The sequence below is a fragment of the Agromyces molybdatiresistens genome, from assembly GCF_052748445.2.
Map to the genome: position 1 here is coordinate 3,114,577 of NZ_CM188258.1, position 25,032 is coordinate 3,139,608.

22 protein-coding genes are annotated in these 25,032 nt (G+C 72.8%); 10 read left to right on the forward strand and 12 right to left on the reverse strand.

Annotated elements, in window-relative coordinates; translation table 11 throughout:
- Positions 1-48 precede the first annotated feature (48 nt).
- The 4 genes from ACULK2_RS14415 to ACULK2_RS14430 form a co-directional block, all read right to left on the reverse strand.
- Positions 49-921, reverse strand: coding sequence for a PhzF family phenazine biosynthesis protein (locus ACULK2_RS14415; RefSeq protein ID WP_445968528.1), 873 nt, complete (start codon positions 919-921; stop codon positions 49-51).
- Between the two features lie 83 nt (positions 922-1,004).
- A complete protein-coding gene (locus ACULK2_RS14420; protein ID WP_445968529.1) occupies positions 1,005-1,460 on the reverse strand; it encodes a VOC family protein in 456 nt (151 codons plus the stop codon).
- A 40-nt stretch (positions 1,461-1,500) separates the two neighbouring features.
- Positions 1,501-1,986, reverse strand: coding sequence for an SRPBCC family protein (locus ACULK2_RS14425; RefSeq protein ID WP_445968530.1), 486 nt, complete (start codon positions 1,984-1,986; stop codon positions 1,501-1,503).
- A gap of 4 nt (positions 1,987-1,990) precedes the next feature.
- Positions 1,991-2,356 (reverse strand): ArsR/SmtB family transcription factor, encoded by a 366-nt coding sequence (locus tag ACULK2_RS14430; RefSeq protein ID WP_445968531.1) that lies wholly within the window; start codon positions 2,354-2,356, stop codon positions 1,991-1,993.
- 149 nt (positions 2,357-2,505) lie between these two features.
- On the opposite strand from ACULK2_RS14430, the gene ACULK2_RS14435 reads away from it, so the two are divergent.
- A complete protein-coding gene (locus ACULK2_RS14435; protein WP_445968532.1) occupies positions 2,506-2,973 on the forward strand; it encodes a VOC family protein in 468 nt (155 codons plus the stop codon).
- Positions 2,974-3,035: 62 nt separating this feature from the next.
- On the opposite strand, the gene ACULK2_RS14440 is transcribed toward ACULK2_RS14435, so the two are convergent.
- Together ACULK2_RS14440 and ACULK2_RS14445 are read right to left on the reverse strand one after the other, a co-directional pair.
- Positions 3,036-3,389, reverse strand: coding sequence for a TFIIB-type zinc ribbon-containing protein (locus ACULK2_RS14440; protein ID WP_445968533.1), 354 nt, complete (start codon positions 3,387-3,389; stop codon positions 3,036-3,038).
- A gap of 214 nt (positions 3,390-3,603) precedes the next feature.
- Positions 3,604-3,807, reverse strand: coding sequence for a cold-shock protein (locus ACULK2_RS14445; RefSeq protein WP_400996499.1), 204 nt, complete (start codon positions 3,805-3,807; stop codon positions 3,604-3,606).
- A gap of 335 nt (positions 3,808-4,142) precedes the next feature.
- Between ACULK2_RS14445 and ACULK2_RS14450 the strand changes: the two genes are divergently transcribed.
- Both ACULK2_RS14450 and ACULK2_RS14455 read left to right on the forward strand, forming a co-directional pair.
- A complete protein-coding gene (locus ACULK2_RS14450; RefSeq protein WP_445968534.1) occupies positions 4,143-4,961 on the forward strand; it encodes a sulfite exporter TauE/SafE family protein in 819 nt (272 codons plus the stop codon).
- Complete coding sequence (locus ACULK2_RS14455; protein WP_445968535.1) at positions 4,958-5,311, forward strand: DUF2510 domain-containing protein; 354 nt, start codon at positions 4,958-4,960, stop codon at positions 5,309-5,311. Before ACULK2_RS14450 ends, ACULK2_RS14455 begins: the two co-directional genes overlap by 4 nt.
- Before the next feature lie 6 nt (positions 5,312-5,317).
- Here the strand turns inward: ACULK2_RS14455 and ACULK2_RS14460 are convergent, their stop codons facing one another.
- Genes ACULK2_RS14460 through ACULK2_RS14470 form a run of 3 tightly spaced genes read right to left on the reverse strand, consistent with a single transcriptional unit; the run spans position 5,318 to position 8,538 of the window.
- The gene (locus tag ACULK2_RS14460; RefSeq protein ID WP_445968536.1) at positions 5,318-6,679 is read right to left on the reverse strand and encodes a hypothetical protein; all 1,362 of its coding nucleotides are present in this window, start codon (positions 6,677-6,679) and stop codon (positions 5,318-5,320) included.
- Complete coding sequence (locus tag ACULK2_RS14465; RefSeq protein ID WP_445968537.1) at positions 6,669-7,487, reverse strand: TIGR03943 family putative permease subunit; 819 nt, start codon at positions 7,485-7,487, stop codon at positions 6,669-6,671. Before ACULK2_RS14465 ends, ACULK2_RS14460 begins: the two co-directional genes overlap by 11 nt.
- Positions 7,480-8,538: a permease gene (locus tag ACULK2_RS14470; protein ID WP_445968538.1), complete on the reverse strand. Its 1,059-nt coding sequence runs from the start codon at positions 8,536-8,538 to the stop codon at positions 7,480-7,482. Before ACULK2_RS14470 ends, ACULK2_RS14465 begins: the two co-directional genes overlap by 8 nt.
- An 80-nt stretch (positions 8,539-8,618) precedes the next feature.
- Here ACULK2_RS14470 and ACULK2_RS14475 point away from each other — a divergent pair, with 80 nt between their 5' ends.
- The 6 genes from ACULK2_RS14475 to ACULK2_RS14500 all read left to right on the forward strand — a co-directional run bounded on the left by ACULK2_RS14475 (position 8,619) and on the right by ACULK2_RS14500 (position 16,893).
- On the forward strand, positions 8,619-9,149 hold the full coding sequence (locus tag ACULK2_RS14475; RefSeq protein ID WP_501044931.1) for a GNAT family N-acetyltransferase: 531 nt from the start codon (positions 8,619-8,621) through the stop codon (positions 9,147-9,149).
- Positions 9,150-9,469: 320 nt separating this feature from the next.
- On the forward strand, positions 9,470-9,643 hold the full coding sequence (locus tag ACULK2_RS14480; RefSeq protein ID WP_430647370.1) for a CsbD family protein: 174 nt from the start codon (positions 9,470-9,472) through the stop codon (positions 9,641-9,643).
- A 348-nt stretch (positions 9,644-9,991) separates the two neighbouring features.
- Positions 9,992-11,725, forward strand: coding sequence for an ABC transporter ATP-binding protein (locus ACULK2_RS14485; RefSeq protein ID WP_445968539.1), 1,734 nt, complete (start codon positions 9,992-9,994; stop codon positions 11,723-11,725).
- Positions 11,722-13,863, forward strand: coding sequence for an ABC transporter ATP-binding protein (locus ACULK2_RS14490; RefSeq protein ID WP_445968540.1), 2,142 nt, complete (start codon positions 11,722-11,724; stop codon positions 13,861-13,863). The genes ACULK2_RS14485 and ACULK2_RS14490 overlap by 4 nt, the downstream gene beginning before the upstream one ends.
- Positions 13,864-13,948: 85 nt before the next feature.
- On the forward strand, positions 13,949-15,301 hold the full coding sequence (locus ACULK2_RS14495) for an MFS transporter (RefSeq protein WP_445968541.1): 1,353 nt from the start codon (positions 13,949-13,951) through the stop codon (positions 15,299-15,301).
- 152 nt (positions 15,302-15,453) lie between these two features.
- Positions 15,454-16,893: a maltokinase N-terminal cap-like domain-containing protein gene (locus tag ACULK2_RS14500; protein WP_445968542.1), complete on the forward strand. Its 1,440-nt coding sequence runs from the start codon at positions 15,454-15,456 to the stop codon at positions 16,891-16,893.
- A 7-nt stretch (positions 16,894-16,900) separates the two neighbouring features.
- Here ACULK2_RS14500 and ACULK2_RS14505 read toward each other — a convergent pair whose 3' ends face one another.
- Both ACULK2_RS14505 and ACULK2_RS14510 read right to left on the reverse strand, forming a co-directional pair.
- Entirely contained in the window at positions 16,901-17,353 is a 453-nt protein-coding gene (locus tag ACULK2_RS14505) for a methyltransferase family protein (RefSeq protein WP_445968543.1), read from the reverse strand.
- A gap of 52 nt (positions 17,354-17,405) precedes the next feature.
- Complete coding sequence (locus ACULK2_RS14510; protein WP_445968544.1) at positions 17,406-19,133, reverse strand: acyl-CoA dehydrogenase family protein; 1,728 nt, start codon at positions 19,131-19,133, stop codon at positions 17,406-17,408.
- A gap of 82 nt (positions 19,134-19,215) precedes the next feature.
- Here ACULK2_RS14510 and ACULK2_RS14515 point away from each other — a divergent pair, with 82 nt between their 5' ends.
- Complete coding sequence (locus tag ACULK2_RS14515; RefSeq protein ID WP_445968545.1) at positions 19,216-21,996, forward strand: cation-translocating P-type ATPase; 2,781 nt, start codon at positions 19,216-19,218, stop codon at positions 21,994-21,996.
- Positions 21,997-22,020: 24 nt separating this feature from the next.
- Here the strand turns inward: ACULK2_RS14515 and ACULK2_RS14520 are convergent, their stop codons facing one another.
- Positions 22,021-25,026: a DEAD/DEAH box helicase gene (locus ACULK2_RS14520; protein WP_445968546.1), complete on the reverse strand. Its 3,006-nt coding sequence runs from the start codon at positions 25,024-25,026 to the stop codon at positions 22,021-22,023.
- Positions 25,027-25,032 lie beyond the last annotated feature (6 nt).

Consider the following 25,032-nt stretch of genomic DNA (forward strand, 5'->3'; position numbering starts at 1 on the left):
CTAATCGCGGGCGCAGGGTGGTGGGCGTGGTCGTGACGGCGAGGACGGTCACGGCGCCGCGATCGGCACCGCCGACCCGCTCACGACGATGCCGCCGTGCTCCGGGATGTCGACGACGAGCTCGCTCGGCCGACCGACGTGACGACCCTGGGCGATGCGCACCCGGGCCGGCGGCCGCACGGCGCCGGACTCCCGCAGGTACCCGCCGACGGCGGCGGCCGCGGCGCCGGTCGCCGGGTCCTCGGTGATACGCCCGACGGGGAACACGTTGCGGGCCTCGAAGCGCAGCCCGCCGTCGGGAGCGTCCGGCTCGCGGTGGAGCACCGTGATCGTCGCGGGCCAGCCGCGCGCGTCCATCAGGGTGCGCGCCACGACCGGGTCGAACGTGAACGCGTCGAAGGCCGCGCCATCCGCGACCACCAGGACCGGGTGACGGTTGCCGGCGTACGCGATCGCGGGCCGGTGACGCTCGTCGAGCGCCGCACGATCGAGCCCGAGCAGGTCGAGCAGTTCGGCGAGGACGTCGCCGGGCATGGCCTCGACCGACGGTTCGACGCTCGTGAACGACGCGACGAGGCGTCCGTCGACCTCTTCGGTGTCGATCCGCACCTCGCCGACCGGCGTGGCGAAGCGCACCGTGCCGACGCCCTCGCGCTCGGCGAGGGCGATCGCGGTCGCGACCGTCGCGTGTCCGCAGAACGGCACCTCGGCGACGGGCGAGAAGTAGCGGATGCCGCGGGGTGCGACGGCGCCCTCGGCCGTGCTCGTCAGGAACGCCGTCTCGGCGTAGTCGACCTCGGCCGCGATGCGCAGCATGGCGGGCTCGTCGAGGCCGCCGGCGTCGAGCACGATGCCGGCGGGGTTGCCGCCGGCGGGGTCGGTCGTGAACGCGGCGTACCGCAGGATCTCGGGCGAGGGCATGCTCCCATCGTGCGGCGCGGGCCACCGGTCCGTCGAGGTCCGATTCCGGACCGGTGGCCTGCACCCGAGCAGACGTGCCGCGTTCAGGCGGTCGGCCCGTCGGCGCCCTGCTCGTCGCCGAACCGACCGCGCGCCTCGACCGGGATGAGCGGTCGCTCGCCGCGCGCGCGGATCTGCTGGACGGCCCAGGTGTTGCCGTCGGGGTCGGCGAATCCGAAGAACGTGCCGCCGTCGCGCGGGTCGATGACCTGGACGGGGCCCGCGTCGACCCCGCGGGCGACGAGCTCGGCGCGCGCCGCCTCGGCATCGGCGACGACCAGCTGGAGGCCCTTCAGCGACCCGGGCGCCATCTCGCTCTGGGCCGGCAGCGTGCCGATCACGATCGAGCAGCCCGAGCCGGCCGGCGTGAGCTGCGCGAACCGGTGCTCGCCCGCCCGGGTGTCGTGGTCGAGCGCGAAGCCGACGCGGTCGCGGTAGAACTCGATCGCGCGATCCAGGTCGGCGACCGGGACGATGACGACCTCGAGGGTCCAGTCCATGGGGTGCTCCTTCCGTTGGTGCGGTGGCGGATGCCGCGGCTCACCCGGCCAGCAGGCCGTCGAGTCGCTCGTAGCCCTCGGTCACGCCCTTGGCCATGCCGTGCTCGACCATGGCGTCGCGGGCTTCGACGGTCGGGTAGACGGAGTGGCCGCGCAGGCGCGTGCGGCCGTCGCCCAGGTCCTCGAAGGTCATCGACTCGAGGCTGACGACATCCGGAGCGCCCTCGAACTCGAACGTCTGCACGGCGAACTCGTTCTCGCGGACGGAGTGGAACGTGCCGTTGAACGCCCAGCGGTTGCCGTCGGGGTCGACGTGGACGTAGCGGTAGCCGCCCTGCGGCCGGAAGTCCCAGCGCTCGACCTGCATCTCGTAGCCGCGCGGCCCGAGCCACTGCCGGACCTTCTCGGGGTCGCGGTGGGCGTCGAAGACGGCCGCGACGGGCGCGTCGAACACGCGCTCGATGTCGACGTAGGGCAGGCCCTCGGGTGCGTCGATGGTGACGGGGTTGGTGGTCTCGGTGGTCATGATCTCAATCCTGTTCGGCGGATGCCGCGGCGTCGGAGCCGTCGGCGGAGGCGAGCAGCGCGTCGAGGCGACGGAATCGCTGCTCGTGGATGAGGCGGTAGCGGTCGATCCACTCGGTGAGCGTCTCGAGCGCGGCCGCGTCGAGGTGCACGGGGCGACGCTGGGCGTCGCGGCTCCGGGTGACGAGGCCGGCGGTCTCGAGCACCTGGATGTGCTTCGACACCGCCTGGGTGGTGATGTCGAACGGTTCGGCGAGTTCGGTCACGGTCGCCGGCCCACGGCTGAGCCGGGCGACGATGCTGCGCCGCACCGGATCGGCCAGCGCCATGAAGGCGCGGTCGAGCCGTTCGTCGGCGGCTGCGGCATCCATTATTCAACCAATCGCTTTATCAACTCAGTGGTTGTTAACGTACGCTCGTCCACCCGGCCCGTCAACACCTCTCGCGGATGTCGGCCGTGAGGTGCATGATCTGCCGTGCGGGTGCGTTGCGCCCCGCCCTCGACGCTGAAGGAGACGCCATGTCCGTCACGCTCAACCCGTACCTCAGCTTCCGCGACCAGGCTCGCGAGGCGATGGAGTTCTACCGATCGGTGCTCGGGGGCGAGCTGACGCTCAGCACGTTCGCCGACTTCGGCCAGGGCGACGAGGCCGCCGAGGCCGACAAGATCATGCACGGACAACTCGTCGCCGAGCACCTCACGCTCATGGGCGCCGACACCCCCAACGAGATGCCCTACGAGGCGGGCACCAACTTCGCGGTGTCGCTGAGCGGCGGCCCGGAGGACGAGGAGACGCTGCGCGGCTACTGGGAGGGCCTCGCCGAGGGCGGCGACGTCGTGCTGCCGCTCGAGACGTCGCCATGGGGCGACGCGTTCGGCATGCTCACCGACCGCTTCGGAGTTCAGTGGATGGTGAACATCGGTCAGCCGACACCTGCGGGCGGCGGGTCGGCCGCGGGCGACGGCGAGGCGGCGCCCGCCGGCTGACCGGAAACGACGAGGGCACCCGACCGGAGGGCCGGGCGCCCTCGTGCGGGCGTGCGAGTTCGTCAGTCGAAGAGCTCGGAGAGCCAGTTGTCCTTCTTCTTGCGCCGCGGATACCCCTGGTCGTAGCCGCGGTCGTACCGACGGTCGTCGTAGCCGCCCGGGGCCTGCCGGAGCGCGTCCATCGGGTCCGCCGGATACCCCTGCTGCTGCGGCGCCGGCTGCTGCGGTGCGGCCTGCGGCGCCGGCGGGACCGCTGCGGCACCGCCGGGCGATGCGAACTCCCGCGCCGCGCGCTCGATGATCTTGTCGAGTTCGCCGCGATCGAGCCACACGCCGCGGCACGTCGGGCAGTAGTCGATCTCGATGCCGCTGCGCTCGCTCATCACGAGCACGGCGCCGTCGGTGGGGCACTGCATGTTGACTCCTTCATCCGGGATGTCGAATCTATCGGCGCACGCTGGGAGGAGACGGCGAACCGCCGCCGCACCTCGTCACACGCCGGCCTCCGCACGAGTCCCGGGCGGACGCGGTCCGTCGGCGGCGCGCGGGTACCGCGGAGACGCCGGACGCCGGGCCGGAACGTGTCCGACCCGGCGTCCGGGAAGTGCGGGCGGCATCGCCCGCGCGCGATCAGATCGCGCGGATGTTCTCCGCCTGGAGGCCCTTCTGGCCCTGGACCACGTCGAACTCGACGTTCTGGCCCTCCTCGAGCGAGCGGTAGCCGCTGCCCGTGATGGCGCTGAAGTGGGCGAAGACGTCGGGGCTCCCATCGGCGGGAGCGATGAAGCCGAAGCCCTTTTCGGCGTTGAACCACTTGACGGTTCCGGTTGCCATGCTGCTGTGTCCTTCGTTCGAACCGGGCCGAACGGTTCGGCCCGTCACGTTCGGCCGTTCGGCCGTCCGCAGGCCCGACGACGGATGCCGACGGGCGGTGGGTCCGAGGGACCGGCCGTGCGTCGCACGCGTTGCCCTCGGTCTCGGGTCATGCCTGCGGAACGTGCCGCCTCCGGGCAATCGATCGTGATACGGGCGGGCGCCCGCGTATGTGGAGGAACTCCGAGCGTATCGCATCGACCACGCCCGAGCACAGGGGCGCGCGTCATATCGCGACCCGGGATGGGCACCGGTCCCCGTCGGTCGTCGGCCCGCGCCGCCGCTAGAGTGACCGGGTGCCGACCCCCGGACCCGATCCCGCCGACGCCGCGCCCGCCCGCCCGGCCGCCTGGCGCCTGGCGGTCGTCGGAGTGCTCGGCGGCCTGCTCTCGGGGCTCTTCGGCGTGGGCGGCGGCATCGTGATGGTGCCGCTCCTGATGCTGCTCGCCGGGATGGACCAGCGCCGCGCCTCGGCGGCCTCGCTCGCCGCGATCGTGCCGACGGCCGTCGCCGGTTCGATCGCGTACCTCGTGAACGGCCAGGTCGACCTCGTGGCCGCGGGGCTCGTGGCGGTCGGCGGCATCGCCGGCGGATGGATCGGCGCGACGCTGCTCGCTCGGCTCCCGCTCGAGTGGCTGCGGTGGATGTTCATCGCACTGCTCGTCGTGGTCGCCGTCCGCCTCGCGCTCGGCACCCCCGACCGCGCCGCCGACCCGGTGCCGCTCGAGCCCGGTCCCGCCCTCGGGCTCGTGGCGCTCGGCCTCGTCGTCGGCATCGCCTCGGGGCTCTTCGGCGTCGGCGGCGGGCTCATCATGGTCCCCGCGTTCATGACGATCTTCGGCCTCGGCGACCTCATCGCCCGCGGCACGTCGCTCGTCGCGATGATCCCGACCGCGGTGAGCGGCTCGGCGAAGAACCTCCGCGGCGGGCTCGTCGACCTGCGCGTGGCGCTCGTCGTCGGCATCGCCGCGACGGTCGCGTCGCTTCCGGGCGTCGCGCTCGCCTTCCTCATCCCCCCTGCGGTGGGCGGATGGCTCTTCGCCGCGCTGCTCGTCGCCGCCGCGGCCCAGCTCTCGGTGCGCGCCGTGCGGGCGCGCCGCGCCGGAGCGGCGTGACCGCCTCCGATCCCGCGTCGGCGGGGTGGCACCGCGACCCGACCGAGCCGAACACGCTCAGGTACTGGGACGGCACGGGATGGACGCCCCACACGTCGGCCGCCGAGGTGTCGGCCCGCGACCCCCGTGCCCAGGCGGCGCGCACGGCCGAGGAGCCCGCGATGCATGCGACGATGCGGTTGCCCGAGCGACTCCCCGACACTGCGACGGTGCCCCTGCGGACGGAACGGCCATGGGGCGGACCGGTCGCCGACCCGCGGGTTCGCGTGCTCACGGCCGCGAGCGTGCTGACGGCCGTCGCATCCCTCGTCGTGGCATGCGCGGCCCTCGGTGTGGCACTCGGGGGCTGAACCCCGTCAGCGGCACCAGTCCGACTCGCCGCCCGGGAGGCTGAGGACGACCCGCCCGGTGCCGACCTCGACGAGCGTGGTCATGGCGTCGGCGTCCGATGACCCGGTCTCCCCGCCGGCGCTCGCGACCGGCGCCGTCTCCACGGCGACGAGCGCGCCGCCGGGGGCCGGGCAGTGGCCGATCACGCGGCTGCCCTCCGGCGGCGGGAAGAGCATCGCCGTGCCGTCGGCGTCCACCCGGGCGAGCAGCGACGCGAACCCCGCGCCGCCGTCGCCCAGGAGCACCTCGAGCAGGTGGGCGCCGCCGTCGTCGAGCGGGCTCACGCGTCCGGGGTAGGCGCCCTCCGGAAGGTCGGGAAGCAGCAGGTCGAGCGTGACGGTCTCGCCCGAGGCGAGGTCGATCGCGGCGACGCGGTCCGGGTCGGAGACCACGACGGTGCTGGTGCCGGGGACGAACCCCAGGATCCGGGCGTGCGAGCCGAGCGGCGCCGCCGGCCGCAGGCCGGTCGCGTCGACGAGGAGCATCGCCCCGCTCCGATCGAGCACCACGACCGAGGCCGCGCCGGGCACGAAGGCGTACTCGGAGACCTCGACGGGCTCGCCGTCCAGGCCGAGGACCGGCGCCGGCGAGCCGGCCGCCGTGTCGGAGACATCCACCAGGTGGAGCGTGCCCGATCCCCGGTCGTCCTCCAGGAGGACCCCCATCCAACCGCTCGTCGACGACGCCTGCAGCGAGCGGAGCCCGCCCGAGCGCGGGAGCACGAGCTCGGCGGGAGCGGTCGACTGGCCGGCGACGGCGAATCGCAGGCCCTCGGTCCCATCCGGTCGCTCCTCGATCGCCGCGACCACGTCGCCCGCGTGCGCGAACTCCTCGATGACGGGCAGCGCGAGCACGACCTCCGTCTCGCCGCCCCCGGTCGCTCGACGGACCACCCGGTCGTCGCCGCCGTCGACGCGCTGCAGCACGTGCATGGCCTCGTCGTCCGTGCGGAACCCGTGCCGCAGCGTGGACTCCGGACCGCCCGAGCTCGAGCGGACGCCCGCGACCTCGACGACGTAGTCGGTGGACGGCAGGAGCGGCGCATCGAAGACGACGCGGACGACGCGGTCGTCGACGCTCACCTCGGCGCCGGCGGCCGGGCTCACCTCGAGCGCACCGGCATCGGGCGCGGCGACGGGCTGGTTCAGGCGGAACTCCACGACCGCGCCGGCCACGCTCGCGGCGTCGTCGACCGCGGCGAGGGTCTCGAGGACCCGCGGTCCGCGGAACGCGTTCGCCGCGCCGAGCGCCACGACGAGCAGGCCGAGCGCCGTCACGATCGCGACGACGAGCCGGGTGAAGCGCCGGCGGGCGGCGTCAGTGGACATACGGCGTCTCCGGTTCGCCGGTGGGCTCGATCGTCTCCGGCACGAGGACCGTCGGCACGGCGGCATCCGCCGGGGCCGCGGCGATCCGGCCCTCCACGGCGACCCAGTCGTCGGCCGCGAACCGCTCCTGCCAGCCGGGCAGGTGCACGGGCACGCCGACGGGCTGCGCGTCCACCGCACAGCAGGTGACCGTGAAGCGGGTCACGTAGAAGACGTCGTCGCTGTCCGGCGACGGGAGCACGAACCCGGTCAGCTCGACGGCGCCGGGGAAGTCGGCCGGGTCGGGACCCTGCCGGAGCACGAGCGCCCAGTCCTTCACCGTGAACGCGGACGTGTCGCCGCCGACGAGCTCCGTGGGCGCGTCGCCGACGGCGGCGACCGAGTTGAGCTCGCGATTCTCGGCGGTCGCGGTCGAGAGCGTCGCGGGCGGCAGGACGAGCAGCGCGACCCCGGCGGCGAGGACGACGGCCGCGCCGGCGAGGCTCGCCGCGCGTCGGCGGACGGACGCCGACCTGCTCCGGGCGGTGGGGCCGTGCTCGTGGTCGTGCTCGTCGTCGGCGCCGAGCGGGGCCGGGTCCTCGGCATCGAGCGTGCCCGCGGCATCCGTCGCCCGTCGACGACCGACCGCGAGCACGGCGAACGCCGCGACGACGAACGCCGTCGCGACGACCGCCATCACCACGGTGAACACGAAGTAGCGGGGGTGGATGTAGAGCCCGAGTCGCCCGGTGGCGGCGAGCCATCCGGTCGCGACCACGCCGATCGCGGCGAGGATCACGCCCTGCCAGCGGTCGGGGAACTCACGCAAGCGCGTTCACCCCCAGGCCGATGGCGAGGGATCCGAGCGCGACCACCGTCGTCAGCTGGACGAGGGTGCGCGCGGTGAAGGTCGTGCGCATGAGGGCGAGCATCTTGATGTCGACCATCGGGCCGAACACGAGGAACGCGATGATGGCGCCCGGGAGGAACGTCGAGCCGAAGGCGAGCGCGAAGAACGCGTCGACGTTGGAGCAGATCGAGATCACGAACGCGAGCAGCATGAGGGCGACGACCGACCACACCGCGTCCTGTCCGACGCTCGTGAGCACCTCGCGCGAGATCACGATCTGCACGGCGCCGGCGATCGCGGAGCCGACGAACAGCGCCGGGAGCATGGCCGAGCTCTCCTCGGCGAACATGCGCACCGCGCGGCGGGCACGCACCGACGACACGGAGGGGCCGGAGCCGGGGCCGGAGTGGTCGTGCGCCTCGTCGGCGGCGTGCGCGCACGCGGCCTGGAAGCCCGGCGTCAGGAGCTGCATCGGATCGGGATGGCGGCTGAAGAGCCACCCGACCAGGTTCGCGATCAGGAACCCGCCGACGATGCGCCACGCGAGGATCCCGTCCTCCCAGCCGAACGCCTGGTAGGTGACCACGATGGTCACCGGGTTCAGGATCGGCGCCGCGAGGAGGAAGGTCATGGACTCCCCGACCGACAGGCCGCGCAGCATCAGGCCGCGAGCGAGCGGCATGTTGCCGCACTCGCAGACCGGCAGGAGCACGCCGAACAGCGAGACGACCGCCCGCCGCAGCCACGGCGTGCGCGGAAGGCGGCGCATCAGGAGGTCGGCCGGCAGGAAGAGCTGCACCGCGATCGAGAGCACGATGCCGAGGAAGACGAACGGGAGGGACTCGATCACGACGCTGATCGCGAGGGTGATGCCGTCGCGCACGCCGTCGGAGAGCGCATCGCCGGTCCCGGCCGGCGCGAGCACCCGCACCGACAGGAGCACGAGCAGCGCCGCCGCGCCGACGCCGAACCCGAGCGTGCGCCGCGAGGCGGTGGCCCGACGCGGGCGGGCGAGGAGGGCTCGGGTCACCCGTCAAGGGTAGACAGCCCGGCCGGGGTCGCCGGACCACCGCGCGTGCCGCGGCGGCTCGCGTGGAGCATCATCGAGGGATGAGCGACGCGCCCGCCCCCCGCCTCGACGCAGACCCGCGGCATCCGTCGCTCTCGTTCCGCCGCGCCGAGGTCCGCGACCACGCCCGCGTCGTCGCCGTCATCGGCCCGTGGTGGGAGCGGCCGGGCGGCGAACGGCTCGCGATGCTGCTCCCGCGCCTCTTCTTCCAGCACTTCGCCGACACCTCGACGATCGTCGAGGACGGGAACGGCGAGCTCGCGGGGTTCCTCGTCGGATTCCGATCCCAGTCGCAGCCCGAGGTCGCGTACATCCACTTCGTCGGCGTACGCCCCGACCAGCGCCGCACCGGCCTCGCCCGCACCCTCTACGAGCGCTTCTTCGAGGCCATGCGGGAGCGCGGCTGCGTTCGGGTGGACGCCATCACCGGTCCGCCGAACGTCCGCTCGCAGCGGTTCCACCTCGCGATGGGTTTCGAGCTCACGGGCGACACGATGGTCGACGGCGTCCCCGCGTGGCGGGACTACGACGGACCGGGCGAGCATCGGGTCGGATTCACGCGGCCGCTGTAGCGGAGGCCGCGCCGGGTGCGGAGGCCGCCGGGTGCGGTCGTCACTGCGCCGGCTCGTCGCGCGCCGTGCCTCGGTGCGCGGGGGCGGGGGCGGGGGCGGGGGCGGGGGCGGGGGCGGGGGCGAGGATCGTCCGCATCCGTACCCTGAGGCCGAGCCCGCGTCCTCGATACGGTGCGTGCGATCCGCGACCCGACCCGGCGCCCTGCTCCGCTAGCAGAGGCGTCCGCCGGTGACAAGGGCTGGGAACGGTCCGGCGGTCCTCGTAACGTTGCCGTCGACGTCGCACCCGAACGCGGCGCACGATCGGAAGGGGGCCCCGAATGGGTGAGTCCGACAAGATCGGCAACAAGGCCGAGGAGCTCAAGGGCAAGGCCAAGGAGGCCGCCGGCAAGGCGACCGACGACGAGCGACTCGAAGCAGAGGGCCGGGGCGAGCAGACCTCGGCCAACCTCAAGCAGGCCGGCGAGAACGTGAAGGACGCCTTCCGCTCGTAACGGCCGTGGACTGATGGGGCGCGCATCGCGGGGGTGCGCGTCCCATCATCATGTGCGGCGCCGCGCGCCGCGCTCCGGGCCTGCTCTTCTCAGGAGTGTCCCGGCGTGTCGCAGCTCCCTCGGCGTCTCCTCCTGAGAAGCGCACCGATCGGCGGGGGCGTCCGGAGAACGGGATCGGACCGGGTGGGAGTCTCCGGTTCGATTCAGCCGTCAGCGATATCGGCCGTCCGACCTATGTCGGCGGCATCCGCTTGGATGCAGTATTGACGATGCGACTCGGGCGACGGCCCGAGCCCGACGACGCGGAATCCCGCGCTCGCAGACCCTGTACGCACCTCGCGGAGAACCATGCTCGGACGACTCCTCATCCGCTACCTCAAGCCCTACCGGTGGCTCATCGCCGGCGTGCTCCTGTTCCAGTTCCTGTCGGTGCTCGCCACGCTCTACCTGCCGAGCCTGAACGCCGACATCATCGACGAGGGCGTGTCGAAGGGCGACACCGGCTTCATCTGGTCGACCGGCACCTTCATGCTGCTGATCTCGCTCGGGCAGATCATCGCGGCGATCATCGCGACGTACTTCGCCGCCAAGGCCGCGATGCGCGTGGGCCGCGACATCCGCAACGACGTCTTCGACAAGGTGAGCGGCTTCAGCGAGCGCGAGGTCTCGCACTACGGGCCGGGCTCGCTCATCACCCGCAACACCAACGACGTGCAGCAGGTGCAGATGCTCGCCATGACGGGCGCGACCATGCTGGTGAGCGCGCCCCTGATGGCGGTCGGCGGCATCATCATGGCCCTCCAGCAGGATGTCGGGCTCAGCTGGCTGATCTGGACCTCGGTGCTCACGATCCTCGTGGTCGCGGCGCTCGTGATCAGCCGGATGGTGCCGCTGTTCCGGAGCTTCCAGCAGCGCCTCGACGCGGTCAACCGGGTGATGCGCGAGCAGCTCACCGGCATCCGGGTGGTCCGCGCGTTCGTCCGCGAGCCCATCGAGCAGCAGCGGTTCGAGGTCGCGAACCACGACATCATGGACGTCGGGCGCCGCGTCGGCACGCTGTTCATCACGCTGTTCCCGCTGTTCATGCTGGTCCTGAACCTCACCGTGATCGGCGTGATCTGGTTCGGCGCGGCCGAGGTCGACGCCGGGAACGTGCAGGTCGGCACGCTCTTCGCGTTCATGCAGTACGTCGGCGTGATCCTCGGCGGCGTGCTCATGGCCGCGTTCACCACGATCATGATCCCGCGCGCCGCGGTCTCCGCCGAGCGCATCGGCGAGGTGCTCGCCACCGAGACCACCCTGCCGCGACCCGAGCGGCCGGTCTCCGAGTTCCCGACGCCGGGCACGGTCGAGTTCCGGGATGTCGCGTTCGCGTACCCGGGCGCCGAGCACGCGGTCGTCGAGGGCGTGTCCTTCCGCGCCGAGCGGGGAGAGACGATCGCGATCGTGGGCTCGACCGGTGCCGGCAAGACCACGCTCGTCTCGCTCATCCCGCGACTCTTCGACGTGACCGGGGGTGCCGTCCTCGTGAACGGCGCCGACGTGCGCGAGGCCGACCTCGACGAGCTCTGGAAGACGATCGGACTCGTGCCCCAACGACCGTTCCTGTTCGCCGGCACGGTGGCGTCCAACCTGCGCTTCGGGCGGGAGGAGGCCACCGACGACGATCTCTGGCACGCGCTCGAGATCGCCCAGGGCCGCGACTTCGTCGCCGCGATGGAGGGCGGGCTCGACGGCCGCATCTCGCAGGGAGGCACGAACGTCTCAGGCGGGCAGCGCCAGCGCCTCGCGATCGCACGCGCGATCGTGCACCGCCCCGACATCCTCGTGTTCGACGACTCGTTCTCCGCGCTCGACCTCACGACCGATGCGAGGCTCAGGCAGGCGCTGTGGCGCGAGCTCCCGGAGGTGACGAAGGTCGTCGTCGCGCAGCGCGTGTCGACCATCACCGACGCCGATCGTATCGTCGTGCTCGAGGACGGCCGCGTGGTCGGCCTCGGCCGCCACGACGAACTCGTCGAGACCTGCCAGACCTACCGCGAGATCGTCGAATCCCAGCTCGGAGTGGAGACCCAGGCATGAGCCGCGACAACGGAACCCCGAAGCGCCGCGGCGCGCGCGGTCGCGCCGAGGTGGCGCTCGCCGAGGCGAGCCAGCCGACGCTCGAGCAGCTCGAGGAGCAGCAGCTCGCCGAGGAGGCGCGCATCAACTCCGGCTCGTGGGACTCGGTGGCCCCGGGCAAGGCGCAGGACTTCGGCCGCAGCTTCCGCCGGATGCTCGGCCTCCTCGCCCCCTGGAAGTGGTCGTTCGCGTTCGTCTCGCTGCTCGGCGCGATCGGCGTCGTGCTCACGGTCATCGCGCCGAGGGTGCTCGGCGAGGCGACGAACGTCATCTTCGAGGGCTGGATCTCACTGCAGCTGCCCGCAGGCGTCACGCAGGAGCAGGTCGTCGAGCAGCTGCGCGCGACCGGCCAGGAGGACCTGGCGAACATCGTCTCCGCCGCGACGCTCACACCCGGCGAGGGCATCGACTTCGTGCGCCTCAGCCAGCTCGTGGTGATCGTGCTGCTGCTCTACGTGGTGGCGTCGATCCTGTCCTGGATCCAGGGCTACGTGATCAACGTGATCATGGTGCGGGCGATGTACGGGCTGCGCGAGCAGGTGGAGGCGAAGGTCCACCGCCTGCCGCTCAGCTACTTCGACCGCACCCAGCGCGGCGAGCTCATCTCGCGCGTCACGAACGACATCGACAACATCACCCAGACGATGCAGCAGTCGCTCTCGAGCGCGCTGACGAGCATCCTCACGGTGATCGGCGTGCTCGTCATGATGTTCTCGATCTCGTGGCAGCTCTCGCTCGTCGCACTCGTCGCGCTGCCGCTCATGGCGGTCATCTTCGGCGTCATCGGCCCGAAGTCGCAGGCGGCCTTCGGCATCCAGTGGAGGAAGGTCGGGCGCCTGAACGCGCGGGTCGAGGAGTCGTTCTCGGGTCACGCGCTCGTGAAGGTCTTCGGCCGCGAGCGCGACGCGAGCGAGAAGTTCCGCGCGGAGAACGAGGAGCTCTACGAGGCCGCGTTCAAGGCGCAGTTCCTCGCCGGCATCATCATGCCCGGCATGATGTTCATCGGGAACCTCACCTACGTCGGCATCGCGGTCCTCGGCGGCCTCATGGTCGCCGGCGGCCAGCTCCGGCTCGGCGACGTGCAGGCGTTCATCCAGTACTCGCAGCAGTTCACCCAGCCGCTCTCGCAGCTCGGCGGCATGGCCGCGGTCGTGCAGTCCGGCACCGCCTCGGCCGAGCGCGTCTTCGAGCTGCTCGACGCCGACGAGGAGGAGGCCGACGCCGCCGACGCTCCCGCGGCCGTCGAGGGGCGCGGCGTGATCGAGTTCGACCACGTGGCCTTCTCGTACACGCCCGACCGGCCGCTGATCCGCGACCTGTCGTTCCGCGTCGAGCCCGGGCAGACGGTGGCGATCGTCGGTCCCACGGGCGCCGGCAAGACCACGCTCGTCAACCTCGTCATGCGGTTCTACGAGCTCGACGGCGGTCGCATCCTCATCGACGGCCAGGACATCGCCGAGCTCACGCGTCACGATGTCCGCGCCCGCACCGGCATGGTGCTGCAGGACCCGTGGCTGTTCGGCGGCACGATCCGCGAGAACATCCGGTACGGCCGGCAGGACGCGACCGACGACGAGATCGTCGCCGCGGCGCGAGCGACCTACGTCGACCGGTTCGTGCACTCGCTGCCCGACGGGTACGACACCGTGCTCGACGAGGACGCCTCCAACGTCTCGGCCGGCGAGAAGCAGCTCATCACCATCGCGCGGGCGTTCGTGGCCCGACCGAGCGTGCTCATCCTCGACGAGGCGACGAGCTCGGTCGACACGCGCACCGAGCTGCTGCTGCAGCATGCGATGGCGGCGCTCCGCGAGGGGCGCACGTCGTTCGTCATCGCGCACCGCCTGTCGACGATCCGCGACGCCGACCTCATCCTCGTGATGGAGCACGGCGACATCGTCGAGCAGGGCACGCACGACGAGCTCATCGCCGCGCAGGGCGCGTACTACCGCCTCTACAACTCGCAGTTCGAGCAGGCGGCCTACGACGTCGACGCCGAGCTCGCGATGGAGGCCGAGGCCGCAGGCGGCACGCCCGGTGAGGCGCTCCTCGGGTTGGAGGGCGCCGCTGACGCGGCCGCCGACGCACCCCTGAGCTGAACGACTCGACGGGAGCCCGGGCCGGAGACGATCCGACCCGGGCTCCGCCGTCTCCCGGCACGCGGCGGGGTAGCCTCGAAGGGCCGTGACGATCCCCACTCCGCTCCCCATCGCCCCGACGTGGCGCCTGTGGCTGGTGTGGGGTGTCGGCGTCGCGGCGTACATCGTCTCGGTCACGAACCGCTCGTCGCTGTCGGCGGTCGGCGTGGACGCCGCGCTCCGGTTCGACGCCGACGCCTCGACGTTGTCGATGTTCGCGGTGATCCAGCTCGCCGTGTACGGCGGCATGCAGATCCCCGTCGGCCTGCTGCTCGACCGGTTCGGTGCACGCCCGATCATCACGATCGGCATGGCGCTCATGGGGATCGGCCAGCTGGTCCTCGCGTTCGCGCCCGACGTGGGCTGGGCGATCTTCGCGCGCATGCTGCTCGGCGCGGGTGACGCCGCGGTGTTCCCGAGCGTGCTGCGCGTCATCGCCGTGTGGTTCCCGGAACGGCAGGCGCCGCTCATGGTGCAGCTGACCGGCCTCGTCGGCCAGTCGGGGCAGATCCTCGCCGTGCTGCCGCTCGCGGCGCTGCTGCACGCGACGAGCTGGACGATCGCGTTCGGTTCGCTCGCCGGACTCGGCGCGCTGTTCACGGTGCTCACGTTCGCGGTGATCCGCAACCGGCCGCCCGGGCGGGTCGAGGACGTCTCGGTCGACACGGTCACCGGCGCCATCCACGTCGTGCGCTCGTCGGCCGACCTCCGCCAGGGCTTCCGCGAGTCGTGGGCGCACCCGGGCACGCGGCTGGCGTTCTGGTCGCACTTCACGACCCCGTTCTCGGGCACGGCGTTCGTGCTGCTCTGGGGTTTCCCGTTCCTCACGGTCGGGGAGGGCCTGACGCCCGCGATGGCGTCGCTGCTGTTCACGGTGTACGTCGTGTTCGGCATCCTCGTCGGCCCGGTCATCGGCGCGCTGTCGATCCGACACCCCACGAACCGATCGCGCCTGCTGGTCCTGCCCGTGATCGGCATCCAGCTCGTGGCGTGGCTCGCCGTCATCCTCTGGCCGGGGCCCGCGCCGCTCTGGCTGCTGTTCGTGCTGGCGTTCGCGATGAGCACCGGCGGACCGGGGTCGATGATCGGCTTCGACCACGCGCGCACCTTCAACCCGAGTCACCGACTCAGCACGGCGACGGGCATCACGAACGTCGGCGGGTTCCTCGCGGCGCTCCTCGCGATCCTGCTCATCGGCATCGCGATGGACGCGCAGGGCGCCGGCACGCCAGACACCTACACGCTCGAGGCGTTCCGCACGGCCTTCCTCACGCAGGTTCCGCTGTGGCTCGTCGGTTCGCTGTTCATCGTCATCGAGCGCCGCAACACGCGCGTGCACCTCGGCCTCGACGAGCCGCGCAGGCGACGACGCGACCGCGGCACCGACCGCCTCGCCTGACCGCTTCACCTGACCGACCCACGGGCCGAGCGGATGCCGCGGCACGGCTTCCACGCGCCGGACACCGCGCTCCGCGGCCGAACCACCCAGTCCGGGGGACGACCGACGCGTGGCGCCTCGCGCACGGCACCGCGCCGCCCTAGTGTTCAGGCATGGACGGCGCGCTGGGGGCGATCGCGGCCTGGATGCCGGAGCAACGGTGGTTCGGCGGCAAGGGTCGCGCCCCGATCCTCCGGAGGATCGGCGCATGGGAGCTGCCGGCGACCGAGCCGGGCGTCCGGGCGCTGTCGCTCCTCGTGATGGACGACGCCGCGGAGCCGCCGGTGCTCTACCAGGTCCCGATCGTCGAGAGACCCGGGTCCGTCGCCGGCGCCGAGGCGCACCTGGTCGGCGTGCTCGCGGACGGCACGCACGTCTACGACGGACCCCATGACCCCGCGTTCACGGGCGGGCTGCTGTCGCTCATCCGCACGGGCGCGAGGGCGGTCGCCCACGGCGCGTCCGCGGTCGGTCACCCGGCCTCCGGTCCCGACGCCGACGGGCTGCCCGGTCGGGCGGACGAGGTGCCCGCGACCGTGCTCGGCGGAGAGCAGTCGAACACGTCGATCGTGTACCGCCCCGACGGCGCGGCGCCCGTCATCTGCAAGGTGTTCCGGCAGCTGCACCACGGCGAGAACCCGGACGTGACCCTCCAGTCCGCGCTGGCGGCCTCGGGCTCGCCGCACATCCCGCCGGTCGTGGGCGACGTCATCGGCGAATGGGACGACGTCGGCCGCCCGGAGGGCCGCGCCCGCGGGCACCTCGCGTTCGCGCAGGAGTTCCTGCCCGGCGTGGAGGACGCCTGGCGCGTGGCGCTGCTCGCCGCGGCATCCGGTCGGGACTTCTCCGCTGAGGCGCGTGCGCTCGGCGTCGCCGTCTCCGAGGTGCACGCCGCGCTCGGCGCGAGCTTCGGCCGCGAGCCCGCCGCGCCCGAACTGATCGCGGCCGTCGCGGCCGCCTGGAACCGGCGGCTGACCATCGCCGTCGCGGAGGTGCCGGCGCTCGAGCCCCACCGCGCCGCGATCGCCTCGTTCTACGCGCGCGCCGAGGCCGGCGCCTGGCCCGACCTGCAGCGCGTGCACGGCGACCTCCACCTCGGCCAGGTGATCCTCGCGCCCGGGCGCGGATGGTTCCTGCTCGACTTCGAGGGCGAGCCGATGCGGCCGATGGCCGAGCGCCGACGACCGGACCTGCCGGTCCGCGACGTCGCGGGCATGCTGCGCTCGTTCGACTACGTCGCCGGCGCGACGGGGCTCGCGAGACCGGAACAGGCGGCCGACGCGCGCGCGTGGGCGGCATCCGCTCGGCAGGCCTTCCTCGACGGGTACGTCGCGGCATCCGGGATCGACCTCAGCGTCTACCGCGACCTGCTCGCGGCGTTCGAGCTCGACAAGGCGGTCTACGAGGCGATCTACGAGACGCGGAACCGCCCGGACTGGGCTCCGATCCCGCTGCGGGCGATCGAGGGGCTGCTCGAAGCCGGTCCGATGCGGGCGACGCCCGAGTCGGCGACGGATGCCGCGACGGCGGGGGCCGGCGAACCGGTTCCGTAGCGCGCGATCAGCGGATGCCGCGGGCCCAGAGCAGCAGCGGCGTCCGGTCGGCGTACTCGCGGTACTCGTCGCCGAAGCGCTCGAGGAGCCGGCGCTGTTCGAGGTGGGCCTTGACGATGAGCACGACGGCGAGGAGCACCCACACCACGATGAGCTCGACGCGCGCCCGCCAGATCACCCAGCCGGCGGTCGCGATGAGGAGCCCGACGTAGATCGGGTTCCTCGTGAGCCGGAACACGCCGTCGGTCCGGAGCGCGGCGCCCTCGCGCGGTTCGACCCAGGGCACGAGGTCGCGGCCGAGCGCGATCACGCCGGCCCCCGAGAGCACGAGCCCCGTGATCACGAGGAGCACCGCGAGCACGGTCGCCTGCTGCCCTGCCCAGAGCGGGTCGCCCGGGAGCAGCAGGAGGGCGAGCAGGACGAACTGCGCGACGACGAGCCAGTTCGCGCGATCCTTCATGCGGCCATCCTCTCGCGTCGGCCGAACGCGACGCCACGCACGGTCGCGACGGTCATGCGCGGGCGAGGATGGCGCGGACGTCGACGCCGGGCGGCAGCGCGCCGTACATCGACCCGCCGTCGCCCTCGAGCCGCGAGCGCACGAACGCGTCGGCCACGGGCCCCGGCGAGTGCTGCAGGAGCAGCGACGCCTGGAGCACGAGCCCCAGTCGTTCGGCGAGTTCCCTCCCGCGGAACGCCGCGGTCGCGGCATCCGCCCCGCTCAGTTCGCCGACGACGGCGCGCGCCTCGGCGAGCGCGAGGTCGAACGCGGGATGCTCCCCCGCCGCCTCGCCGACGACGTCGAAGAACGCCATGAACGCCTCGGGCTCGCGGGCGAGCACACGCAGGACGTCGAGCGCGATCACGTTGCCGGAACCCTCCCAGATCGCGAGCAGCGGCTGCTCGCGATAACGCCGCGCGAGCGGGAAGCCCTCGGTGTAGCCGTTGCCGCCGAGGCACTCGAGCGCCTCGGCCGCGTGGTCGGGGCCCCGCTTGCAGATCCAGAACTTGGCGACGGCGGTCGCGAGGCGCCGGAACGCCTGCCCGGACTCCGATGCGTCGATGTCGTACGCCCGGGCGAGCCGCACGGCCGTGATCGTCGCCGCCTCCGACTCGAGCGCGAGGTCGGCGACGACCGCGGCCATCGCGGGCTGGTCGACGAGGAGCGCGCCGAAGGCGCGGCGGTGCCTCACGTGCCATGCGGCCTCGGCGACGGCCTGCCGCATGCCGGCCGCGGTGCCGAGCACGCAGTCGAGCCGCGTGCGCGTGACCATCTGCACGATCGTGGCCACGCCGCGACCCTCGTCGCCGACGAGCCAGGCGCTCGTGTCGTCGAGTTCGATCTCGCTCGACGCGTTCGAGCGGTTGCCGAGCTTGTCCTTCAGGCGCTGGATGCGGAACACGTTGCGCGTGCCGTCGGGGAGCACCCGCGGCACGAAGAGGCACGAGAGCCCGCCCGGCGCCTGCGCGAGCACGAGGAATGCGTCGCTCATGGGTGCACTGCAGAACCACTTGTGCCCGGTCAGGCCGTACTCGGCGCCCCAGTCCGAGCGGATGCCGCCTCCCGCGCGCGGCACGGCGCGGGTCGTGTTCGCGCGCACGTCGGACCCGCCCTGCTTCTCGGTCATCGCCATGCCGACGAGCGCGGAGCGCTTGGGCGCGGCTGCCGCGCCGCCGAGCCCGGGCTCGTACTCGCGGTTCAGCAGCCGCGGCATCCACTCGGCCTGCAACCCGTCGGCCGCGCGCTCGAGCGTCGGGACGGCGGCGTGGGTCATCGAGATCGGGCACGCGTGCCCGGGCTCGACCTGCGCGAGGAGGAGGAACGCCGCCGCCCGATCGACGCTCGCGCCCGGCCGCGGGTCGGCCCACGCCGACGTGTGCGCGCCCGCGGCGGTCGCCGCCGACATGATGCGGTGGTACGACTCGTCGTACTCGACCTCGTCGATGCGCTCGCCCCAGCGGTCGTGCGCGACGAGCCGCGGCGGGTTCGCGTTCGCGAGCTCGGCATCGCGCTGGAAGGCCGCCGAGCCGACCAGGCGGCCGAGGTCGTGCAGCGCGCGGGACGCGGCATCCGTCGCCTCGCCGGCGGAGCCGGCCTCACCGCCCGTCGAGCCCGCCGCACCGCCGGAGTGCGCCGCCGTCCCCCACCGCGCGACCGCCTCGACGAGTGGGGCGTTCGCCGCGAACTCGTCGACGCCCTCGCGGGGCGGAGCCTGGTTCAGGACCTCGTGCGTGATCATCGTCGACCTCCGCCGTCCATTCTGGTGTGCCCGGCCCCCGCCGCCGCTAGGGTGTGCCCAGACGAGTTCCCGAGGGGGTCCGGTGAGCATCGACACCACGCCGCAGTCACCGCAATCGCCGCAGTCGCCGTCGCCGGAGGAGCCGGGCACCGCCTGGTGGTCGCTCCCGCCCGACGACGCCGTCGCGGAGGCGAGGAGCGACGCCGCCCGCGGGCTCGCCGACGCCGACGCGGCGGCCCGGCTCGCCGACGTCGGGCCGAACGCCCTCGTGAGCGCCCCGCCGCCGAACGCCTGGCGCATCGCCCTCGGCCAGGTCGGCCAGCTGATGACGCTGATGCTCATCGCCGTGGCGATCGTGTCACTGCTCATCGGGCAGGTCTCGACCGCGATCATCGTGGCGATCCTCGTGCTCTACAACGTGATCAGCGGCACCCGGCAGGAGCTGAAGGCCCGCCGCAGCGTCGACGCGCTCGCGAAGCTGCAGACCCCGCGGGCGCGCGTGCTCCGCGACGGCTCGATCCGGCTGGTGGATGCCACGGGGCTCGTGCCGGGCGACATCGTCGACCTCGAGGCGGGCGACCTCGTTCCCGCCGACGGGCGCATCCTGCGCGCGGCGAACCTCGAGACGCAGGAGGCGGCGCTGACGGGCGAGTCGCTGCCGATCCCGAAGGGCCCGACCGCGAACGAGGCCGACACGGCGCTCGCCGACCGCACCGCGATGGTGTTCCAGAACACCTCCGTGACCCGTGGCACGGCGCGGATCGTCGTCGCGGAGACGGGCATGCGCACCCAGATGGGCCGCATCGCGTCGCTGCTCACCGAGGTCGACTCGGGGAAGTCGCCGCTCCAGCGCGAACTCGACGGGCTGACGAAGGTGCTCGGGCTCATCGCGTGGGGAGCCGTGCTCGTGATCATCGTGATCGGCGCGGTGCGCGGGCAGAGCGTCGAGGAGCTGCTCTTCCTCGGCACGGCGGTCGCGATCTCGGCGATCCCGACGGGCCTGCCGGTGTTCGTCCAGGGGCTCTTGTCATGGGGTGCGTCCAAGCTCGCCGCGGAGCGCGCGATCGTCGCATCCCTCAACGACGTCGAGACGCTCGGCGCCACGAGCGCGATCTGCTCCGACAAGACCGGCACGCTCACCATGAACGAGATGACCGTGCGCACGGCGTGGATGGGCGGCGACCACTTCCGCGTGACCGGCGAGGGCTACTCGTTCACCGGGCAGATGCTCGGTGCGACCGACGAGCCCGTCGAGGCGAAGACGCTCGGGCTCGCGATCAGCCTGCCGAACGACGCCACGGTGTCGACCGAGGGCGTCGTCGTGGGCGACCCGACCGAGGCCGCGCTCATCGTGCTCGGCGCGAAGCTCGGCATCGACGCGGATGCCGCGCGCCGCGACTTCCCCCGCCTGGCCGAGGTGCCGTTCGACTCCGACTACAAGTTCATGGCGACGCTGCAGCGCATGCCGGTGCGCGGCGAGACGCGCCTCGTGCTGCTCGTGAAGGGGGCGCCGGATGTCGTCCTCGGGCGCTGCACGTCGATGCTCACGACCGACCGCGAGGTCGAGCCGGTCGACGCCGACGCCGCGACGCGCGAGCTCGAGGGCATGTCGGCCCAGGGCCTGCGGACGCTCGCGTTCGCGGCACGGTTCCTCGACGACGCCGACGAGGGCCGCGTCGCGGCCGACCCGATGTCGTGGGTCGGCGAGCTCACGCTCATCGGGCTCGTCGGCATCGTCGATCCGCTGCGGCCCGAGGCGAAGACGGCCGTCGAGGTCGCCGCGTCGGCGGGCATCGAGGTGCGCATGATCACCGGCGACCACGCGGTCACCGCCGGTGCGATCGGCCGCGAGCTCGGCCTCGGCCGCGGTGCCGTGAGCGGCGCCGAGCTGCAGGGGATGAGCGACGAGGAGCTGACCGAACGGCTGCCCGACCTGCACGTGTTCGGGCGGGTCACGCCCGACGACAAGCTCCGGCTCGTCCGGCTGCTCCAGGCGCAGGGCGCGATCGTCGCGATGACGGGCGACGCCGTGAACGACGCCGCGGCCATCAAGCAGGCCGACGTCGGCGTCGCGATGGGTTCGGGCTCGGAGGTTACCAAGCAGGCCGCGAAGCTCGTGCTCACCGACGACAACTTCGCCACGCTCGTCCATGCCGTCGAGCTCGGCCGCATCGTCTACGCGAAGATCACCGCGTTCCTGCGCTTCCAGATGACGCAGCTGATCAGCCTCATCCTGTTGTTCCTCGCCGCGAGCGCGTTCCAGATCGCCGACGGCGTCGCGCTCTTCCCCGCGCAGGTGCTCTTCCTCAACTTCTTCGTGACGCTCTTCTCGGTGCTCGCGATCGCCGCCGACGCCCCGCCGCCGGCGACCATGTCCCATCCGCCGCGCGACCCGCGGCTCGGGATCGTGAACCCGCACGCCGTCGCGGAGTGGCTCGGGTACGGCCTCGTGGTCTTCCTCGTCTCGCTGGTGCCGCTCGTGTGGGGACCGGATGCGCCGAGTCCCGACGAGCCCAGCGCGTCCATGACGATGGCGTACGTCATCGTCGGCTTCGGCACGGTGCTCAGCGCGCTCATGATGCGCCGCTCCCCCGAGTCGGGCCTCGTCGCGCCGATCGCGGCGGTCGCGAAGCTCCTCGTCTGGCCGGTGCTGATCATCATCCTCTCGACCGAGCTCGGATTCCTGCAGCGCCTGCTCGGCACGGTGTCGCTCACCGGATGGCAGTGGCTCGAGTGCCTCGTCCTGCTGCTCTTCGTCGTCGTCGCCGTCGAGGGCGACAAGTGGATCCGGCGGCTCCGGGCGGCGGAGCGCGTGCGGATGGCCGAGCAGCGCGCAACGACGCACGCACCGCCGGTGGCCTGAGGCGTCACGCGTCCGGAGCTCCGGCTACCCCTCGAGCAGGCCCCGCAGGTCGTCGGCGTCGAGGCTCGCGACGCTGAGGCTCTCCCCGTCGTCGAGCACGGATGCCGCGAGCTCGCCCTTCTTCGCCTTGAGCTCCATGACCTTCTGCTCGATCGTGCCCGCGGCGACGAGCCGGTAGACCATGACCTGCTTGTCCTGCCCGATGCGGTGCGCGCGGTCGACCGCCTGGTCTTCGCTCGCCGGGTTCCACCACGGGTCCATGAGGAACACGTAGTCGGCCTCGGTGAGGTTCAGGCCGAAGCCGCCGGCCTTCAGGCTGATGCAGAAGACGGATGCCTCGCCGGCGCGGAAGCGCGCCACCTCCGCGTCGCGGCGGCGCGCGGGCGTCGACCCGTCGAGGTGCGCGTACGGCACGCCAGCAGCATCCAGCCGTTCGGTCACCCGGTCGAGGAACGACGTGAACTGGCTGAACACGAGCGCGCGGTGCCCCTCGGCGAGCACGTCGTCGAGCTGCTCGAAGAGCGCGTCGAGCTTCGCCGACGGCATGCCGGCGTGGCGGTCGGCGTCGACGAGGCTCGCATCGAGGGCGAGCAGCCGGAGCAGCGTGAGCGAGCGGTAGACGATGAACCGCTGCCGGTCGAGGTCGTCGACGAGCCCGAGGAGCTTCTGCCGCTCGCGCTGCAGCACGAGGTCGTACAGCCGCCGGTGCTCGGGCGCGAGGTCGACCTCGAGCACCTGCTCCTGCTTCGGCGGCAGCTCGGGGGCGACGGCCTCCTTCGTGCGGCGCAGCACGAGCGGGCGGATGCGCCGACGCAGCCGGTCGAGGCGCTCGCCGTTGCCGTCCTCCTCGATGGGGCGGCGGTAGCGCTCGTCGAACGCGCGACGCGACGGGAACAGCCCGGGCGCGACGATCCGGAGGATCGCCCACAGTTCGCCGAGGTGGTTCTCGAGCGGCGTGCCGGTGACGGCGATGCGGAAGGGCGCCCGGATGCCGCGTGCCGCCTCGTGCACGCGCGTCGCCGCGTTCTTCACGAACTGCGCCTCGTCGAGGATCAGCCCGTCCCACTCGAGCTCACCGAACTCCTCCGCCTCGAGCCGGAGCACGGCGTAGGTCGTGACGACGAGGTCGGCGTCGGCCGCGATCTCGGCGAGGCCGGTGCGCCGTTTGGCGGTCGTCGCGGTGACGGATGCCACGCGCAGCCCGGGCGTGAACCGCGCCGCCTCGCGCACCCAGTTCGACGCGACGGAGGTGGGGGCGACGACGAGGAACGGGCGTTCGGGTGCTTCGCCGTCGCGGGCGGCCGCTCGGCCCTCGAGCGCGTGCTGCACGAGCGCGAGGCACTGGACGGTCTTGCCGAGGCCCATGTCGTCGGCGAGCACGCCGCCGAGGCGGTTGGCGTGCAGGAACGCCAGCCATCGGAACCCGTCGAGCTGGTAGGGCCGGAGCGGGAGCGCGAGCCCCGCCGGAGGCGGGAGTTCGGGGACGGCGCCGCGCTCGAGCCCGGCGACCGTCTCGCGCCATTCGAGCGCAGGTTCGGCGACATCCGCCAGGTCTTCGAAGTCGGCCCAGAGGCTCGAGCGGCTGCGGTGGATGCGGACGCCGGTCTCCCACTCGTCGAGCGTGCCGGCCTCCTCGATGAGGTCGCGGAGCTCGTCGAAGACGGGGAGGTCGAGCGAGAGGTAGCTCTTGTCGACGAGCAGCAGCCGCTTGCGGCCCGTCGCGAGCGCGCGGAACAGCGGCATGAACGGCACCTTCCGGCCGGCGACCGTCACGACGACGCCGAGGTCGAACCAGTCGCGCTTGCGGCTCTCGACGAGGGAGACCGCGAGTTCGGGCCGTTCCGTCGCCTCGCGGTAGTCGGGGCGTTCGCCGCGCACGTCGATGCGGAACGGACTGGGGCTGCGCGCTGCGAGCTCCTCGAGCCGCGGCATCCGCTCGACCGCGAACTCGGCGGCGTCGATGCCGCGGAGGAGGACCGCCTCGAACGGCACCCAGCCGAGCTCGTCCGCGACGCGTGCGACGAGGTCGTCGTCGATCTCGGGATCGAGCTCGGCCGCGGGGTCGACCTCGGAGGTCCGGCCGTCGGCGTGCTCCCACCGCCAGGCCAGGCGCAGCACGTCGTCGGGCTCGTAGCGGGCGTCGAGCACGAGCGTCGCGGGCGGCGCGGGCGGCAGTTCGAACGTGTCGTCGCGGCTCGTGATCGCGAGCGTGCGGGCGAGCGGATGCACGTGCATCGTCAGGAACTCCGGCACCTCGGCGGCGGGGACGCGGATCGCCTCGGGCGCGGCGAGCAGCGCGAGCTCGGCGGCGCCCAGGCCGGACAGGACCGGTGCGAGCTCGATGCGGCCGGCATCGAGGTCGAAGCGGTACAGGCCGTGCGCGGCGACGGAGCGGATTCCGACGGCCGCCCCGGCGAGCGGCCGCGCCTCACCGTCGAGCGTGAGCGTCGGCGTCAGCGCGAGGTCGCCGTCGGCGCGGCTCGCGTCGAGCCCGATCCCGGCCGCGCCGTGCAGCACGACCGAGGGCGTGACATCCGACCCGACGAGCGCGATGCCGAGCCGCCCCGCCTCGACGAGCAGCGGCCACAGCAGCGGGCTCTCGAACTCGTCGACCGTGATCCACTCGGAGCCGTAGACGTGCACCGACGGCGTCGTGCCCTTGAGCAGCGCGAACTGCGCGAACCACCGCGACTGCGCCGGGTCGACGCCCGCCGATGAGGCCTGGTAGGCGATGTTCTGCCAGGTGAGGCCGTTCTTGATCCAGGCGCCGCGGGCGCCCTGCGCGACCGGGCGGACGGCGAGCCGGTCGACCGCCGACGCCCGGCGTGCGGGTTCGTCGCGCGGTCCGCGCCACTCGCCGCTGCGCCTGGTGATCCGGCGGCGCAGCTCGAACTGGAGCCCGAGCGGGCGGAGGTCGCCCGTGCCGCGCGCGGCCGCGGCATCCGTCGTCGAATCGGCCGCGTCGGAGCTCGAGGCCGCATCGAGCCCGGCGAGCGCCGCGCGCCAGTCGTGCGGTCGGTCGGCGGGCATGTGGTC

Bases quoted from the DNA above. Each gene is read 5' to 3' on its own strand.
- ACULK2_RS14415 (WP_445968528.1), bottom strand. From the start codon at position 921: ATGCCCTCGCCCGAGATCCTGCGGTACGCCGCGTTCACGACCGACCCC.
- ACULK2_RS14420 (WP_445968529.1), bottom strand. From the start codon at position 1,460: ATGGACTGGACCCTCGAGGTCGTCATCGTCCCGGTCGCCGACCTGGAT.
- ACULK2_RS14425 (WP_445968530.1), bottom strand. From the start codon at position 1,986: ATGACCACCGAGACCACCAACCCCGTCACCATCGACGCACCCGAGGGC.
- ACULK2_RS14430 (WP_445968531.1), bottom strand. From the start codon at position 2,356: ATGGATGCCGCAGCCGCCGACGAACGGCTCGACCGCGCCTTCATGGCG.
- ACULK2_RS14435 (WP_445968532.1), top strand. From the start codon at position 2,506: ATGTCCGTCACGCTCAACCCGTACCTCAGCTTCCGCGACCAGGCTCGC.
- ACULK2_RS14440 (WP_445968533.1), bottom strand. From the start codon at position 3,389: ATGCAGTGCCCCACCGACGGCGCCGTGCTCGTGATGAGCGAGCGCAGC.
- ACULK2_RS14445 (WP_400996499.1), bottom strand. From the start codon at position 3,807: ATGGCAACCGGAACCGTCAAGTGGTTCAACGCCGAAAAGGGCTTCGGC.
- ACULK2_RS14460 (WP_445968536.1), bottom strand. From the start codon at position 6,679: ATGTCCACTGACGCCGCCCGCCGGCGCTTCACCCGGCTCGTCGTCGCG.
- ACULK2_RS14475 (WP_501044931.1), top strand. From the start codon at position 8,619: ATGAGCGACGCGCCCGCCCCCCGCCTCGACGCAGACCCGCGGCATCCG.
- ACULK2_RS14480 (WP_430647370.1), top strand. From the start codon at position 9,470: ATGGGTGAGTCCGACAAGATCGGCAACAAGGCCGAGGAGCTCAAGGGC.
- ACULK2_RS14485 (WP_445968539.1), top strand. From the start codon at position 9,992: ATGCTCGGACGACTCCTCATCCGCTACCTCAAGCCCTACCGGTGGCTC.
- ACULK2_RS14490 (WP_445968540.1), top strand. From the start codon at position 11,722: ATGAGCCGCGACAACGGAACCCCGAAGCGCCGCGGCGCGCGCGGTCGC.
- ACULK2_RS14500 (WP_445968542.1), top strand. From the start codon at position 15,454: ATGGACGGCGCGCTGGGGGCGATCGCGGCCTGGATGCCGGAGCAACGG.
- ACULK2_RS14505 (WP_445968543.1), bottom strand. From the start codon at position 17,353: ATGAAGGATCGCGCGAACTGGCTCGTCGTCGCGCAGTTCGTCCTGCTC.
- ACULK2_RS14510 (WP_445968544.1), bottom strand. From the start codon at position 19,133: ATGATCACGCACGAGGTCCTGAACCAGGCTCCGCCCCGCGAGGGCGTC.
- ACULK2_RS14520 (WP_445968546.1), bottom strand. From the start codon at position 25,026: ATGCCCGCCGACCGACCGCACGACTGGCGCGCGGCGCTCGCCGGGCTC.